The following is a 16,289-nucleotide window of genomic DNA, read 5'->3' as shown; positions in this document are numbered from 1 at the left end:
ACCGGAGGCCGGAGAGGTGCTTCTCCCCCTGCCCTCCCCCGGGCGATCGGAGGTCCCTCCGCCGGGCCTGGATATGGTTGAATACCGCGCTTATCCGGCATGGCCGGGCACCACCCTGGGCCCGGCGGGGGAGTCTCCGAGGAACAGCATGGTGAGAGCGAACACGACCCTGACCGCCTTGTGCGCCCTGGTGCTGGGCGTGGCCTGTACGGCCCCCACTCCAGAGGAGCCAACCCGGCAGGCGCCAAAGGCCACCCGTCGAGCCCTGGGCGAAGGCCCCGCCTCCCTCGTGATGGACGTGGGGTCGAAGGCCGAGAGCGCGCTGGTGCGCTACCCCGAGTCGCTCGCGGTGGCGGGGACGACACTCCTGTTCTCGGCCAACGACGACAGCACCGGGCCTGAGCTGTGGAGGCTCGATTCCACGGGCCCCGCGTTGGTGGCCGACATCGCACCAGGCACCATCGGCTCCGCTCCCTCCCGGCTCTTCCACTCGCGGGGACTCACCTGGTTCGCCGCCGCTGACGCGCAGCATGGCGTAGAGCTGTGGAGGACGGATGGCACCACCACGGGGACCTTCCTGCTCAAGGACATCGCCCCGGGCACGGCCAGCTCCCGGCCCTCGAACTTCGCCGAGCTCAACGGGTGGATCTACTTCAGCGCCAATGACGGCACGCGTGGAAACGAGCTGTGGCGCACCGATGGCACCCCGGAGGGCACGCAGCTCGTCCGGGACATCCTGCTGGGCGTGAGCAGCAGCGAGCCCCAGTCGTTTACCGAGCTCAACGGGAGGCTCTACTTCCTGGCCAACGGTCCGGGGGGAACCCGGCAGCTCTGGCGTACGGATGGCACCAGCGCGGGCACCATCCGGGTCGGCGCGAGCGTGACCGTCGCGGGCATCCCCTCGTCGCGAGTGCTGGTCCGGTCGGGCCGGACGCTCTTCTTCGCGGGCAGCGACAGCACGGCGGGCAGCGAGCTGTGGAAGAGCGATGGCACCGAGTCGGGCACCGTCCGCGTCAAGGACATCTTCCCGGGCACGACGGACTCCGGGCCCGTGCAGCTCACCGCCTTTGGAAGCGCGGTGTACTTCGTCGCCACGGACGGCGTATCGGGACGGGAGCTGTGGAAGACCGACGGCACCGAGGCCGGCACCCAGCGCATCCTGGAGCTCGTCTCCGGAAACAACACCGTGGAGAAGCCCGACTCGCTCGTCGCCACCAGCACGCGCCTCTTCTTCATGATGAGGGACACCAGCAACACCGAGAGCGCGATCTACGCGACGGACGGCACGGCCGCGGGCACCTCGAAGCTGGTGGACTTCAAGGCCGCGGGCGGCAAGGGCCCCCTGCTGATGACGGCTCACGGGAGCACGCTCTACTTCACCGGGTACGAGCCGGGCGTGGGCCATGAGCTGTGGACGAGCGACGGCACCCCCTCGGGCTCGCAGCGCATCGGCACCAACCACTTCTCGGGCGATCGCCTCGTGGATCCGTCCCCCCAGGCCTTCGCCGTGATGGGTGACACGGTGTACTTCGTGGCGACCGCGCCGGGGACGGGTGGCTTCGATGAGAATCCGCCAGTCCCCACGCTGTGGAAGACGCAGGGTGATGCGGCCACCACCGTTGCCATCGGAACCAGCCTGAAGCCCACCCGAGGCTCGAACCCCGCGCCCTTCACGTCCTGGAATGGCGCGCTGTACTTCACCACCTTCGAGCAGGAGGAGGCCGCGAAGCTGTGGCGGACGGATGGAACGGAGGCGGGCACACAGCCGCTCGTGAACATCGTCCCCGACAACGCCCCTGCCTTCACCGCGGAGTCGGGACTGAGCGCCCTGACGCCCCTGGGCGGTGCCCTCTACTTCGCGGCCATGCCCACGCTCGCGGAGGGCTTTCAGCTCTGGAAGACGGATGGGACCACCGCGGGCACGTCCCGGGTGACCACCAACGTCAAGCTCACCACAGCGGCCAGCCTCCCCATCGAGCTTGTCTCCCACGGTGGATTCCTCTTCTTCGCCGGCCAGGACGCCTCGACTGACACCGAGCTGTGGAAGAGCGACGGCACCGAGACAGGCACCACGCGGGTGAAGGACATCGCGTCGGCGAACGGAATGTCCTCGCGTCCCACGGGCTTCACCCCCATGGGTGGCGAGCTTTACTTCGTGGCCCGGGATGATTCCGGCGGCCGCGAGCTGTGGAAGACGGATGGCCTCGAGGCAGGCACCGTCCGGGTGGCGAACATCCGCGACAATCTGGGCATGGCCTCCGTCGTGAACATCGCCGGGGTGGTGGGCAACACCCTCTACTTCGTGGCCAACGAGGCCGGTTCCGGCATCGAGCTGTGGAAGACGGACGGCACCGAGGCGAACACGAGCCGGGTGAAGGACATCGCCCCGGGTGCCCAGGACTCTGGGCCCTCTGCCTTCGCGGTGCTCGATGGCTTCCTCTACTTCACCGCCAGCGATGGCTCCGGCCCTGAGCTGTGGCGCACGGATGGCACCGAGAGCGGCACCATCCTCGTCAAGGACCTCTCCCCGGCGAGCGGTGGCTCCAAGCCCCTCGCCCTCACGGTGCTCGGCAAGACCCTCTATTTCACCGCCAACGACGGCACCTCCGGCCGCGAGCTGTGGAAGCTCGACACCACCGACCCGGCCCTCGTCCCCGTCCGCGTCAGGGACATTCTCCCGGGCCCGGGGAGTGGCATCCTCACCGAGTCGCTCTTCGCGCTCCCCACCGAGCAGCTCATCCTCTTCGCGGCCAATGATGGCGTGGGGGGCTCAGAGCTATGGCGCTCGGACGGCACCGAGGCGGGCACCTTCGTGCTGCACGACATCGCGCCCTGGCAGCTCGGCTCGGACCCCAGGGGCTTCACCCTCTTCGGAACCTCTCTCGCCTTCAGCGCGAGCGATGGGCGGCGCGGGCGCGAGCCGTGGCTGATGCCGCTGTCGCTGCTCGTCAACAGCACGCCCCCGAGCATCACCTGCCCGGTGGTCTCGCCCGTCGAGGCCCAGCAGGCCCTGGGCGCGCGGGTCGCCTTCGCGGAGGCGACGGCCAGCGACGACACCACGCTGCCGCCCGCCATCTCCTACAGCCGGCCGCCGGGAGGATTCTTCCCGTTCGGTGACACCACGGTGACCGCCACGGCGCGAGACGCCGCGGGCCTCGTGGACACGTGCACCTTCACCGTAACGGTGCAGGACACCACACCGCCAGAGCCGATCTGCCCCTCGGACGCCACGGTAGAGGCCACGAGCGCGAACGGCGCGACCATCTCCTACCCCGCCCCTCGGGCCACCGATGCTGTCACCCTCTCTCCGGTCATCTCCGTGAGCCCCTCCGGAAACTTCTTCCCCTGGGGCAACACGACGGTGACGGTGACGGCCACCGACGAGAGGAACAACAGCAAGCAGTGCACCTTCACCGTGCGCGTGCAGGACACGACGGCCGCGGTGGTGACGTGCCCGGCGGATGTCATCGTCGAGGCCGAGGACGCTACCGGCGCGAACGCCACCTGGCCGGCCGCCACGGCCTCGGACGGGACCGTCTCCACCCCCACCCTCACGTACGATCATGTCAGCGGCAGCCGCTTCCCGGAGGGCAACACGCCCGTCACCGTCACGGCGACGGATGGTACCGGGAACACCTCGAGCTGCACCTTCCAGGTATCCATCCGCGACACGACAGCGCCCAGGCTGCAGTGCCCGGCCGCCATTCAGCTCGAGGCCACCGGGCCCTCGGGGGCTCTCGCGGAGTTCGCCGTCACGAACGTTGGGGACACCGTCTCCACTGTCGAGGTCTCCACCAGCCATGCCTCCAGTGACAACTTCCCGATCGGACGGACGAATGTGCAGGTCCAGGCCGAGGACGCCTCGGGCAACGTGGCCAGGTGCACCTTCGCCGTCACGGTGCAGGACACCCTGCCGCCGCTGCTCACCTGCCCGCAGAACGTGAACATCGCCGAGGGGCCAGTGGCGGTGACGCTGCCCCAGCCCTCCGTCACGGACCGCGTGACAGCCTCGCCCGACATCACCTTCTCTCCGGCCAGCGGCAGTGTGTTCCAGCCGGGCGATACGACCGTGGAGGTGGCGACCTATGACACCGCGGGCAACTCGGCCCGGTGCACCTTCAACGTGAACATCGCCAAGAAGGCCAGTGGCTGCTCCGCCGCTCCGGGTAGTCTGGGCGCGGCTGGGTGGATGGGGCTGCTGTCGCTCCTGGCCCTCTCAACCCGCCGTCGGTCCTCCTCTTCTCGCCGTTGCTAGAAGGCCCTCGATGAGCAAGACCTCCTCGCCGTCCGAGACGCACTTCCGTACCTGCAACCTGTGCGAGGCCATGTGCGGCCTGCGCATCGAAACCGCTGGGGGCCGCGTCACCTCCATCCGGGGGGACGACGAGGATCCGTTCAGCAAGGGCCACATCTGCCCCAAGGCCGTCGCGCTGCAGGATCTCCACGAGGACCCGGATCGGCTCCGTCAGCCCGTCCGGCGCACCGCCACCGGCTGGCAGCCCATCTCCTGGGAGGAGGCGCTCGACGAGACCGCGCGGCGACTGCACGCCATCCAGCGCGAGCATGGCAAGGACTCGGTGGGCGTGTACGTGGGCAACCCCACCGTCCATGACCACGGCGCGATGATGTTCCTCCCGCTCTTCCTGCGGGCGCTGCGCACGAAGAACAAGTTCTCCGCGTCGTCGGTGGACCAACTCCCCCACCAGCTCGCCGCGTACCTGATGTTCGGGCACCAGTTCCTCATCCCCATCCCGGACATCGATCACACGCGCTACATGCTCATCCTCGGGGCCAACCCGCTCGCCTCCAATGGCAGCCTGATGACCGCACCGGGCGTGCGCCACCGGCTCAAGGCCATCCAGCAGCGCGGTGGCAAGGTGGTGGTGGTGGATCCCCGGAAGACGGAGACCGCTCACATCGCGGACGAGCACGTCTTCATCCGTCCCGGCACTGACGCGCTCTTCCTCTTCGCCCTCCTGCACGTGCTGCTGGAGGAGGAGGAGGGCCCAAAGCTGGGGCGGCTCGCGAAGTACGCCGACGGACTGGCCACCGTGCGCGAGCTGGCACGCGGCTTCACCCCCGAGCGCGCCGAGCCCCACACCGGCGTGCCGGCGGAGACCACCCGGAGGATCGCCCGCGAACTGTCCGCCTCGGAGACCGCCGTCTGCTACGGCCGCGTGGGTGTCTCCACGCAAGCCTTTGGCGCGCTGTGCCAGTGGCTCATCAACGTCATCAACATCGTGACAGGGAACCTGGATCGCCCGGGCGGAGCCCTCTTCACCCGCCCAGCCTTCGACATCGTGGGCGGACCCAAGGCGATGGCCATGAGCCGCGGCAGCTACGGCCGCTGGCGGAGCCGGGTGCGCAGCCTGCCCGAGTTCGGGGGCGAGCTGCCGGTGGCCGCGCTCGGCGAGGAGATCCTCACCGAGGGCTCCGGGCGCATCCGCGCGATGGTCACCTCCGCGGGCAACCCGGTGATGTCCACCCCCAATGGGCGTCAGCTCGACACGGCTTTTGCGTCGCTCGACTTCATGGTGTGCATCGACCCGTACATCAACGAGACAACGCGGCACGCGCACATCATCCTGCCGCCCAGCTCGAAGCTGGAGCGCAGCCACTACGACCTGGCCTTCCACGCGCTGGCGGTGCGCAACACCGCGAAGTACTCCCCGCCCCTCTTCGAGCCGGGCCCGGACACCCGCCACGACTGGGAGCTCTTCCTGGAGCTGAAGCACCGGCTGGAGACGCTGCGCGGCGAGCCCCGCGTACGTGGCGAGCTGGCCTATCGGACGCTGAAGGCGCTGGGCCCCGATGGCCTCCTGGACCTGGGGCTGCGCGCGGGCCCGTACGGCCTGAGGCTCCGTCCGTTCCGTAAGGGACTGAGCCTGGCGGCCCTGAAGGCGCAGCCGCACGGCGTGGACCTGGGGCCGCTCGAGCCGAGCATTCCCAAGCGGCTGGCCTCGCGCGATCGCCGCATCCAGCTCGCCCCCGAGCCACTGGTGGCCGACCTCCAGCGGCTGCACCAGACCTTCCCAGAGGGCACAGCCACCACGGAGGACGGGACGCTGCTGCTCATCGGCCGACGCCACCTGCGGGACAACAACTCGTGGATGCACAACGTGCCGCAGCTCGTCAAAGGCAAGCCGAGATGTACGCTGATGGTGCACCCCGACGACGCCCGGCGGCTGGGTCTGCAGGAGGGTGGGGAGGCGGTGATATCCTCGCGTGTCGGTGAAGTGAAGGCACCGGTGAGCGTGACGGACGAGGTGATGCCGGGCGTGGTGAGCCTGCCACACGGTTACGGACACGGGCGCGAGGGCGTCCAGCTCCGGGTGGCTGGTGAGCATGCGGGCGTGAGCATCAACGACCTGACCGATGATCGCGCGGTGGATGCTATGAGTGGCAACGCCGCGTTCAGCGGAGTCCAGGTCCGCATCAGGCCGGTAGAATCAGCGCGTACGGACGAGACACAGCAGCACGCAGCCATTGGATGAGACGACACCCATGATCACCCTCTATCAGACCCCCATAGCCTGGGGCACCCCGAACCTCAGCCCCTTCTGCTTCAAGCTCGAGGCGTACTTGCGGATGGTCGGCCTGCCCTACGAGGTCAAGATCGCCGAGCTGCCGAAGGCGCCCAAAGGCAAGGTGCCCTACGTCGAGATCGACGGGCAGCTCATGGGCGACTCCCAGTTCATCATCGAGTACCTCAAGGGCAGGTACGGGGACACGCTCGACGCGAAGCTGACCCCGGAGCAGATGGCGATCGGTCACACCATCCGGCGCATGCTGGAGGAGTGCACCTACTGGTACATCGTCTACATGCGCTGGGTGGACGACGCGGGCTGGCGGGCCTACACGCCGGTCGCCGAGACGATGGTCCCCACGGTCACCGGTGGCCCCGTGCCGCTGTCGGCGCTGCGCCAGAAGATGCTGGGGATCCTCCATGACCAGGGGACGGGCCGCCACAACATGGAGGAGGTCCAGGCGCTGGCCAAGCAGGACATCAGCGCGATCGCGACGCTGATGGGCAACAAGCCCTTCCTGCTCGCTGACACCCCCACCTCCTTCGATGCGGTGGTGTATTCGTTCCTGGTGAGCATCATCGCCAACCCCGTGGACACGGAGTTCAAGCAGTACACGCTGTCGCAGGAGAACCTGGTCCGCTACTGCGCCCGCTTCAAGTTGCGCTTCTTCGCCAACTGGAAGCCGCCCGAGACCAAGGCCGCCTGACGCGCCATCCCCAGAGGCCTGACCCGATGAGCTCGGAGACTTCCGGTAGCATCCGCAGTCAGGCCGAGGCCCCCACGGAGGAGCTGTCCGCGGAGGCCCGCGAGGTCGTTGCCTACTATGACGCCCTCGCGTCGACGTACGACGAGGAGCGGTTCGGCAACTCGTACGGGGCCTATCTCGACGGACTGGAGCGCCGGGTGCTGCGCTCGTGGCTCCAGGGTCCGCGAGTGCTCGACCTCGCCTGCGGAACGGGCCGCTTCCTGGACCTGGCGAGCGAAGGGCTCGATCTGAGCGAGAAGATGGTCGAGCGAGCCCGGGAGCGGTGGCCGGGCAAGCGCATTCACCATGCCCCGGCGTGGAGCATCCCCGCCGCCGACGCCAGCTACGACAGCGTCTTCGCCCTGCACTTCTTCATGCACCTGCACCTGGGAGACATCCGCCGGGTGCTGAGCGAGTGCCGGCGAGTGCTGCGCCGGGGAGGAGTGCTGGTGTTCGACTTCCCCAATGCCCTGCGCCGCCGGCTCGTGGGCTTCCGGGCCACCGGCTGGCACGGGGGTACCGAGCTGATGGCGGGTGACCTCCGGATGCTGGGTGGAGGGCACTGGCGCCTCACCGGCTCGCGGGGCCTCGCGCTGGCACCCATCCACCGCTTGCCCCATGCGACCCGCCCGGCCTTCATGGCCGCGGAGGTGCTGCTCGGCCGCACACCGTTGAAGCACTTCGCCTCGTACCAGGTGGTGAAGCTTGAAAAGGTGGACTGAGCTCCTCCGCCCGCTCGTCCCGGTGCCCGCCCGCGTGTGGGTGGCCGCCTCCCGGCGCGCGCTGCGCGACCTGCGCTCGGGGACGTGGAGGATGATGGCCACCGGTGCGGAGCGATTCCGGGCCGAGGCACGGGAGTGGCCGGCGCACGTGAGCGTCTCGCAGCCGCTCGGCCACTCGGCGCACGTGGAGAGCAAGAAGCACAACCTCGCCCTGGCCATCCGCGAGTTGCAGGACGTGCGCGTGGGGCCCGAGGAGCTGTTCTCGTTCTGGAAGCTGGTAGGGCAGCCCACGAAGCGCCGGGGGTTCGTGCCTGGACGCAACCTCGTGCAGGGCCGGCTCGAGGTGAGCGTCGGAGGTGGGCTGTGTCAGCTCTCGGGGCTGACGTACCTGCTGGCCCTGAGCAGTGGCCTCTGGGTGACGGAGCGGCACGCGCACTCAGTAGACATCTACACGGAGCAGACGCGCTTCGCGCCCTTGGGCGCGGATGCCACGGTGGCGTACGGTTACAAGGATCTGCGCTTCCGCAACGTCATCCCCTTCCCCATCGCTCTGCGGTTCGAGCTGGGCACGGACACGCTCACCGGCTCGGTGTGCGCCCCCCTGCCGCTGGAGCCCTGCGCCGTCGAGTTCTCCATCGAGGAGGAAGCGGACGGCCGCCAGGTGACGACATGGGTGCGGCGTCCCGGAGCCATGGAGCCGGACTGCCTCGGAGTGTCGCGCTACGGCAAGCCCGCCCAGGCGGCGTAGGCGCTCACTTGTAGCGGAACCGTGTTGTCGGCGGAGCCATGTGACGAGCCCGCCCCTGTTGTCCGCGCAGATACAGCCAGGTTCCACGCGAGCAGCCCTCACTCTGAGCATCCAAGGATGGAGCCGCGGCACGACGCTTGAATCGTCCGAGCCCCCACTGGCCGGGGAAATCCCCAGGACAGCAGAGGAGAAGTCCATGCGCGTTCTTCAGAGTCTCGTGAATCCATGTCTGGCCGCCGTATTCGCACTCGTCCTTCCGCTTGCGCAGGCTCAGGCGCAGCAGTGCGTGAGCTATCGGGGGCTGGACCACTGCGCGCTCGGAACGGCCAGGCTGAGCTTGCAGGGCAGTGAGCTCAGGGCCGATGGAGGCAGCACGTCTGGCAAGGACGGCATCGCCATCAACACGGGCCTGGCCACGACCTGGACGGCTTCCACCCAGCTCGACTACACCAATGGGAGCACGCATTCGCTGCTCCTCACGTCCGTGTCGGATGGCGCTCCGACCAGCACCGCCACCATCCAGAAACAGGGAGATTTGGAGACCTACTCCGCGACCTTCTCTGGGACGGGAGCGGAGTCCACCTTCTCCGTCCTCGTCTACCGAGACGGCGTTCTCCAGGCGGCGGTCAGTGGGGTTCGGAATGGGCAGTTCGCCGCCCGGGCGCAGCGCATCACCGACCCCAACGACCAGAATCGCACCAACAAGACGCCCAAGCCCAGGAACACGTTCCATGTCCTGAGCACCGGCGCCTGCGAATGGACCATCGAAGATGAAGCGCAGATCTTCCAGCTTGCGAACGGAAAGGTCGTTCAGGGCAATCGGATCGTCCTGACTGAGGAGCTCCGTGGACCCGGGAGCTACCCGTACTTTGGGTTCGACCAGATCCTGCTCCAGAGCACGTCGAAGTCGGTGACGTTCATCGACACCTCCGTCGTCAGCGCGAAGTAAGCCTGCCAGCTACCCGGAGAGGCACTCGGCGGCCTGGGTGGCGAGGGGCTCGAAACGCGCGGAGAAGTGCCGCAGCACGCGCGGGGCCTCGGTGAAGCGGTAGCCTCGGAGCTCCCGCGCCCGATCGGCCACGGCCACGGCCACCTCGGCCACATAGTCGATATGGCTCTGCGTGTAGACGCGGCGCGGGATGGCCAGCCGTACCAGCTCCATGGGGGCTGGCTCCTCGGTGCCATCCGGCCTCGGCCGTCCGAACATCACGCTGCCGATCTCCACGCTGCGCACACCACCCGCGCGGTACAGCTCCACCGCGAGCGACTGCGCCGGGTACTGCTCCGGCGGCACATGCGGGAGGAGCGCCTTCGCATCGACGTACACGGCATGCCCTCCCGCCGGCCGCACGAGGGGGATGCCCGCCGCGTCGAGCTTCTCCCAGAGGTACTCGACGCCACGCACCCGGTAGCGCAGGTAGTCCTCCTCGGTGACCTCGCGCAGGCCCTGGGCGATGGCCTCCAGGTCGTACCCGGCGAGCCCCCCGTAGGAGGGAAAACCCTCGGTCAGGATGAGGTTGTTGCGGCAGCGCTCCGCCAGGGCCTCGTCATTCATGGCGAGGAAGCCGCCGATGTTGGCCAGCCCGTCCTTCTTCGCGCTGAAGGTGGCACCGTCGGCGAGCCGGAACATCTCCCTCGCGATGTCACGGGGGCTCCGATGCGACTGACCGGGCTCCCGCTGCTTGATGAACCAGGCGTTCTCCGCGAACCGGCAGGCATCCAGGAAGAGCGGCACGCCCCAGCGGTCGCACACCCGGCGCACCGCCCGCAGATTCTCCAGTGAGACCGGCTGTCCACCCCCCGAGTTGTTCGTCACGGTGACCATGACCAGGGGGACACGCTCCCGGCCATGCTCGCGCAGAGACTGTTCGAGCCGCTCCACATCCACGTTGCCCTTGAAGGGGTGCTCATCCGAGGGACGCATGCCCTCGGGGATGACCAGGTCCGCCGGCAACCCGGCGAAGTGCTCGATGTTGGCCCGCGTCGTATCGAAGTGGGTGTTGTTCGGCACCACGTGACCGGGCCTGACCACTTCACCGAACAGGATGCGCTCGGCGGCGCGGCCCTGGTGGGTGGGCAGGATGTGCTCGAACCCGGTCAGCTCCTGCACCACCTCCAGGAAGCGCAGGTAGGAGCGCGAGCCCGCGTAGGACTCGTCCCCGCGCATCATCCCCGCCCACTGCTCGGTGCTCATCGCTCCGGTGCCCGAGTCCGTCAGCAGATCGATGAGGACGTCCTCGGCACGCAGGTGGAAGAGGTTGTAGCCCGCCCGCCCGAGGAGCTGCTCGCGCTCATCCACGGTGGTGAAGCGCAGCGGCTCGACGCTCTTGATTCGGAAGGGCTCGATGATGGTCTGGAATTCGAGGGGCCGCACCCGGTGCATGGGCCGGACGCCATCGGGGCCACGGAGTGGGATGGCTCGCGACTCTTCGTGTCGGGGGGGCATACCAGGGTCTCCTCGAAGGGCGCGCTGCCGCCAGCCTCTTCGATGCGTTGATGTGTCTTGAAGGGAGGACGGAGAGCCCGGCCCGTGTGAGGCGCCCGGCCGCGCGCATGAACCTGGCAGGAAGCCCTCCGAGCATTGCGCCGGGTCCCCGTCAAAACCCCCTCAGAACCACCATCACTTCTTCTCAGCGGGAGCCCCTCCTCAACTACAGTCACTGCGTCGGCGGCTCCAGCGAGTCAGGTGCCAGCGCGCGCAACGGGGCGTCCCGACCCAGGACCAGGAAGGGAGCCCAATAGTGCGGATGGGGCTTCGAGGCACGCAGCGAGAGCATGGCCTCGCGTAGGGCGGAGGCCCGGCCTCGTCCCGCCAACAGGTTGCGGTAATAGGCCTCCATCAGCTGCGGTGTGGCATCGTCCTTGACCTGCCACAAGCTCATCACCACCGTCTCGGCTCCCGCCACGATGAAGGCACGTCGTAGCCCATAGACGCCCTGGCCGAGCTTGACGTCTCCTCGTCCGGTGTCGCAGGCGGAGAGGACGACCAGCTGAGTGCCCCACAGGTCGAGGCCGGCCAGCTCCAGCGCCGTCACCAGTGCATTGTCGGGCGCGGGCCGGGTGGGAGCGGAGGTGGGGGACGACAGCGAGCTCGCCCCGGCGAAGAGCAGCCCGGAGCGCAGCAGAGGATCCGGGGGGCGTGATTTGCGAGGGTCGTCGCCCAGGGCCCCGAAGTGGCCGACGGCTCGGGACTGAGGGGAAGCGGGCGTGTCATCCAGGAAGAAACCATGGGTGGCCAGGTGGAGGATGCCTGGCGCAGGCAGGTACAACAGCCTCTCCTTGGTGGCCTCTGGGCCGAGGAAGAGCTGGGCCTTGGGAAGCAGGCGCTGGATGGTTTCGGCTTCCTGGCGCGTGCCGGGCAGTGGGACCGAGGCCCAGGACCGGTGCGCCGGGTCCTCGTACAGCGAGGAGAAGAAACGTCCGAGGGAGGAAGAGCGCTCGGCTGGCACGGTCGTCCGCGCGCCAGAGGAAGCGGGAGGTTGAAGCGGAGCGCCGAAGTCCGGGTCCGCGAGGACGACGACGGAGGCCGCGGGTGGCGTCTCCTGGGAACGGGGCAGCAGGTCCTTGCCGGAGGTGAGATAGGTGAAGTCGAAGGTATCGACGAGGAATCGCTCGCCGTCGTGGAGTGCCGCGAAAGGCACCAGGGCCAGCTGGCCATCCGGGGAGAGGAAGAGCCGGCGGCTCCGTCCCAGCAGCGGAAGCAGGGGCTGGAAGGCAAGCGCATGGAGCGCCCGGGCCTGGGTCTGGAAGGAGGCATCCCGGTTGGCCAGGGCGTCGCGCAGGTGCGAGGCGGCGGAGTTGATGGGCTCGGCGGGGCCCAGGTCGAGAGCGCGAATGGTCGCGTCAGGAAAGAGCACCAGCGCCAGGTAGCGCAGCTGTGCCTTGGATGTGCCGGCTCGGGGCAGGAGGGGGCGGTCCTCATAGGTGATGAACTCGACGAGGACACCATCCTGGGGAAGGGCCTGGGCGACACGGTCGACGATGTCCGCGGGAGATGGCAGTGCGGTCAGCGCGCGAAGGGGTGCGGAGCGTCTGGCGAGGTCGGCTTCGAGGGCATCACCCTGCTCGACGAGCTCTTGAATCTGTTGCTGGTAGGCTGCCGGTGGGCTCGAGCCCGGGCCTTGGAGCGAGAGATGGGCCAGTTGGGTACGTAGCCAGCGCAAGCGCTCGAAGGTGCTTTGCTCCTGCGCGCCCAGGCTTCGATAGACGGCGCGGGAGATGTCGGCGGTCTCCTCGACGGAGCGGCCTTTGAGGAGCAGGGCCGTGCTCAAGGCCAGGCGTCTGACGCTGGCGTTGTCCGGGTGGGCGCGAAGCAGTGCATAGAGGCGCTCCTCGTCGGCACGCAGAAGCTGGAGGAAGGTGGCCAGACGCAACTCGGAGAAGTCGAGTGCCTCCTGGCGCAGACGCTGCTCGGACACGGAGAAGGCGCGCGTGAACAGCGGAACGGCCGCATCGAGGCGATTCTGGGCCAGCCTGAGGAGAGCGAGTCCGTTGAGCGTTCGGGCGACGAGGTGATGGTTCTTGCCGAGAGCCGCTTCCCACATGGCCAGGGAGCGATGGTAGAGCGGCTCGGCCTGGCCGTATCGCCCCTTCTTCAGGTAGAGGTCGGCGAGGCCGTTGAGCGCTCGGGCGACATCGGGATGGTTCTTGCCGGCGAAATCCTCCGAAATGGAGCGCGCGCGTTTGTAGAGCGACTCGGCCCGGCCGTATTGCCCCAGCTTCAGGTAGAGGTCGGCGAGGCCGTCGAGCGATTGGGCAACGAGCGGGTGCTTCTTGCCGAGGGCCGCTTCCCGAATGGCAAGCGCACGCTGGTAGAGCGGCTCGGCCCGTCCGTACAACCCCTGCTCCGAGTACAAGACGGCGAGGTTGTTGAACGAGATCGCGACGCTGGGATGGTTCTTACCGAGGGCTGCCTCCTTGATGGTGAGGGCGCGCTGGTAGAGCGGCTCGGCCCGTCCGTACAACCCCTGCTCATGATAGATGTTGGCGAGGTTGGAGAGCACAGCGGCGAGGTCGGGATGATTGGCGCCGAGAACCTCTTCCCGAATGGCGAGCGCGCGCTGGTAGAGCGGCTCGGCCCGGCCGTACAACCCCTGCTCCGAGTAGAGGATGGCGAGGTTGGAGAGCGTGCTGGCGACGTGGGGATGCTTGGCGCCGAGGGCTTCTTCCCGAATGGCGAGCGCGCGCTGGTAGAGCGGCTCGGCCCGGCCGTACTGCCCCTGCTGGTCATAGAGGATGGCGAGGTTGTTGAGCGAGGTAGCAACGAGGAGATGGTTCTTGCCGAGGGCTTCTTCCCGAATGGCGAGCGCGCGCAGGTGGAGCGGCTCGGCTCGGCCGTGAAACCCCTGCTCCAGGTAGAGGTTGGCGAGGTTGTTGAGGGATTGGGCGACGTCGGGATGGTTCTTGCCGAGGAGCTCTTCCCGAATGGCAAGCCCGCGCTGAGACAGGGGCTCGGCCCGGTCCATTTCTCCCTGAAGCCGGTGTACCGCACCGATCAGGTCCAGACACCTGGCGACTTCCAGATGCGAGCCCCCGAGCACCGCCTCCCGCAGCGCGAGCGCATGTTCGCCCTTCGCCACGGCCTCGGCGTACTTGCCTGCCTTCTCGAGCTCTACCGCCTCGTCATATGCCGTCTGCGCTTCCTGCAGCCGGACATCCGGTGTCCCCTCCCCTGCCGCTTGTCCCGCTGCACAGAACAACAACACCACCACCGCGAGCCACTCAGGAATCCTCCGCATGTCTCCCCCCTTGGGAGCCAAAGCGTGCCACTCCCAAGAGCCGGTTAGAAGTGGGGACAGAGGACCGCCGCCCCTCCGAGCCACGCACTGCCGGCGAGCGTCGGGGCGGACTGATGGTGGGGCCAGCGGGGAAGAAAGACTAGCAGCCGGTCTCCACCGCGCCGATGTCCGGGGCCCCACCGCAGAACGGCAGGCCCACGTCGGTGCCGCGATCCACGGCCACCGCGTCCGGTCCGAAGGCCGGCGGCGCCGCGCCCGCGCTGCCCTCGGTGGAGGTGCTGTCACCCGCGGCCTGCTGGAAGGCCACCAGGCCCATCGCCTGCCCGTTGGCCTTGAACTGCGCCCCCGACGGGAAGAGGTTGTACCCCATCTTCAGGCCCGGCCGCTGACCACCGAGGCTCACCGCCACCGCCGACTCCGCGATGAGGTTGTTCTCCACCTGGAGGTTGCTCGTAGGGCCACCGGTGCCGTGGCCGATGATGAGCGCGGTGTCCACGCGCGTCACCGTGTTGTTCACCAGCACCGTGCCGTCCGAGTTCTCCAGCCGGATGGCCGTTCCCTCGCCACCCCCCTGGTTGGTGATGTCGTGGACACGGTTGCGCCGCACCACCACGCCGCTCGGCACCGGCCCCTCGTGATTGCCGCCCACCGAGATGCCCTTGCCCGAGTCGTAGACCTCGTTGTCCTCGATGAGCACGTTGCGCGCCGAGTAGTGCACCACCACCGCGTCACCCTTCGCCGTGGAGCTCGGCTTGAAGCCGTGCATCTTGTTGCGGCGGATGGTGACGTTGTGGCACGTCTTGATGTCCACCGCGTTCTCGCGATTGGCGTAGAAGTGGTTGCTCTCGATGAGCAACCCATCCGCGGGCGGCAGCGAGCTGAAGCCCTCGGGCCCCAGGCACTGCACCGAGTCACCCGAGTTGTCGTGGATGTCGTTGTTGCGCACGGTGATTTCGCGCGAGGTCGGCTGCACCACCACGCCGTGCGAGTCCTGGTTGCCCGAGCTCTTCACGAAGCCGTAGATGTGGTTGTTCTCGATGACCGCGCCCGTCGCGCTGTCATACGTGGTCACCGCGGCGCCCAGCGTCCCGTGGTGCAGCTCCGAGTTGGCCAGCGTGGAGCCCTGCACGTCACCCTGGAAGGTCACCGCATAGACGGGCTGTCGCTGCACGTCGAGCTCGAAGCCATCGATGATCCACTGCGGCCGCCGCACCTGCACGAGCGCACCGGAGCCCGTGCCCGGGACGATGCGCGGCTTGCCCTCGCCCTGAAGGGTGATAGGCGCTCCCTCGGAGCCGGCCTTGGCGTGTTCGCCGATGACGACACGCCCGGCATAGTTGCCCGCGAGGACGCGGACGACCTCACCCGGCCCAGCTACGGAGATGGCCTTGGCGATGGAGCGGAATGGCTGGGCCGCGCTCCCGTCACCGGAGTCGCTCCCGGAGGCGCTCACCACCCACTCTCGGGTGTAACTCGGCGCGGCGGGCGCGGGCTCGGGCTCGGCCAGGACTGGCTGGGGCGAGGGCTCGGCGATGGGCGAGTGCCCCTCGTGCGAAGGCAGCTCGGCCACGGGCGTGTCCGCCACGGGCTGCGCGCCGATGGGCGCGGGCTCGCCCGGCCTGGCGGTGGCCGCGGGTGTATTGAGACGCGGAGCATTGTCCGGCATACCCGGCTGCCCGTCGGAATCGGTCCTCCCACTCCCGCCACAGGCCCATAGGCCCAGGCCCAGCGAGCAAGCGGCCAGGAGGGCCGCCGGAGTCTTCCGCATCTTGCTTGCTTGGATTGTCATGAGCAGGGGGAACCCCCGTA

General features: G+C 68.4%; 9 protein-coding genes. 6 read left to right on the top strand and 3 right to left on the bottom strand.

From position 1 onward, the window contains the following. Positions 1-148: 148 nt before the first annotated feature. From OV287_RS21895 to OV287_RS21870, 6 genes are all read left to right on the top strand, one after another. Positions 149-4,255, top strand: a complete 4,107-nt coding sequence (locus OV287_RS21895; RefSeq protein WP_267535987.1) for an ELWxxDGT repeat protein — start codon at positions 149-151, stop codon at positions 4,253-4,255. A gap of 10 nt (positions 4,256-4,265) precedes the next feature. Then, entirely contained in the window at positions 4,266-6,494 is a 2,229-nt protein-coding gene (locus OV287_RS21890) for a molybdopterin oxidoreductase family protein (protein WP_267535986.1), read from the top strand. A gap of 10 nt (positions 6,495-6,504) precedes the next feature. Then, positions 6,505-7,233: a glutathione S-transferase family protein gene (locus OV287_RS21885; protein ID WP_267535985.1), complete on the top strand. Its 729-nt coding sequence runs from the start codon at positions 6,505-6,507 to the stop codon at positions 7,231-7,233. 26 nt (positions 7,234-7,259) lie between these two features. Further along, positions 7,260-7,994, top strand: a complete 735-nt coding sequence (locus tag OV287_RS21880) for a class I SAM-dependent methyltransferase (protein WP_267535984.1) — start codon at positions 7,260-7,262, stop codon at positions 7,992-7,994. Then, on the top strand, positions 7,978-8,742 hold the full coding sequence (locus tag OV287_RS21875) for a VanW family protein (protein ID WP_267535983.1): 765 nt from the start codon (positions 7,978-7,980) through the stop codon (positions 8,740-8,742). Before OV287_RS21880 ends, OV287_RS21875 begins: the two co-directional genes overlap by 17 nt. Positions 8,743-8,938: 196 nt before the next feature. Beyond that, on the top strand, positions 8,939-9,691 hold the full coding sequence (locus OV287_RS21870) for a hypothetical protein (RefSeq protein WP_267535982.1): 753 nt from the start codon (positions 8,939-8,941) through the stop codon (positions 9,689-9,691). A gap of 9 nt (positions 9,692-9,700) precedes the next feature. Here the strand turns inward: OV287_RS21870 and OV287_RS21865 are convergent, their stop codons facing one another. The 3 genes from OV287_RS21865 to OV287_RS21855 form a co-directional block, all read right to left on the bottom strand. Then, positions 9,701-11,188, bottom strand: a complete 1,488-nt coding sequence (locus tag OV287_RS21865; RefSeq protein ID WP_267535981.1) for a tryptophanase — start codon at positions 11,186-11,188, stop codon at positions 9,701-9,703. Between the two features lie 211 nt (positions 11,189-11,399). Beyond that, entirely contained in the window at positions 11,400-14,480 is a 3,081-nt protein-coding gene (locus tag OV287_RS21860) for a CHAT domain-containing tetratricopeptide repeat protein (protein WP_267535980.1), read from the bottom strand. A gap of 139 nt (positions 14,481-14,619) precedes the next feature. After that, positions 14,620-16,269: a right-handed parallel beta-helix repeat-containing protein gene (locus tag OV287_RS21855; RefSeq protein WP_267535979.1), complete on the bottom strand. Its 1,650-nt coding sequence runs from the start codon at positions 16,267-16,269 to the stop codon at positions 14,620-14,622. Positions 16,270-16,289: the final 20 nt, after the last annotated feature.

Source organism: Archangium lansingense (assembly GCF_026626635.1).
Taxonomy (GTDB): domain Bacteria; phylum Myxococcota; class Myxococcia; order Myxococcales; family Myxococcaceae; genus Archangium; species Archangium lansingense.
Note: the sequence above shows the minus strand (reverse complement) of the source record. Positions and strands in the feature narration are given on the sequence as shown.

Bases quoted from the DNA above. Each gene is read 5' to 3' on its own strand.
- OV287_RS21890 (WP_267535986.1), top strand. From the start codon at position 4,266: ATGAGCAAGACCTCCTCGCCGTCCGAGACGCACTTCCGTACCTGCAAC.
- OV287_RS21895 (WP_267535987.1), top strand. From the start codon at position 149: ATGGTGAGAGCGAACACGACCCTGACCGCCTTGTGCGCCCTGGTGCTG.
- OV287_RS21860 (WP_267535980.1), bottom strand. From the start codon at position 14,480: ATGCGGAGGATTCCTGAGTGGCTCGCGGTGGTGGTGTTGTTGTTCTGT.
- OV287_RS21865 (WP_267535981.1), bottom strand. From the start codon at position 11,188: ATGCCCCCCCGACACGAAGAGTCGCGAGCCATCCCACTCCGTGGCCCC.
- OV287_RS21885 (WP_267535985.1), top strand. From the start codon at position 6,505: ATGATCACCCTCTATCAGACCCCCATAGCCTGGGGCACCCCGAACCTC.
- OV287_RS21880 (WP_267535984.1), top strand. From the start codon at position 7,260: ATGAGCTCGGAGACTTCCGGTAGCATCCGCAGTCAGGCCGAGGCCCCC.
- OV287_RS21855 (WP_267535979.1), bottom strand. From the start codon at position 16,269: ATGACAATCCAAGCAAGCAAGATGCGGAAGACTCCGGCGGCCCTCCTG.
- OV287_RS21870 (WP_267535982.1), top strand. From the start codon at position 8,939: ATGCGCGTTCTTCAGAGTCTCGTGAATCCATGTCTGGCCGCCGTATTC.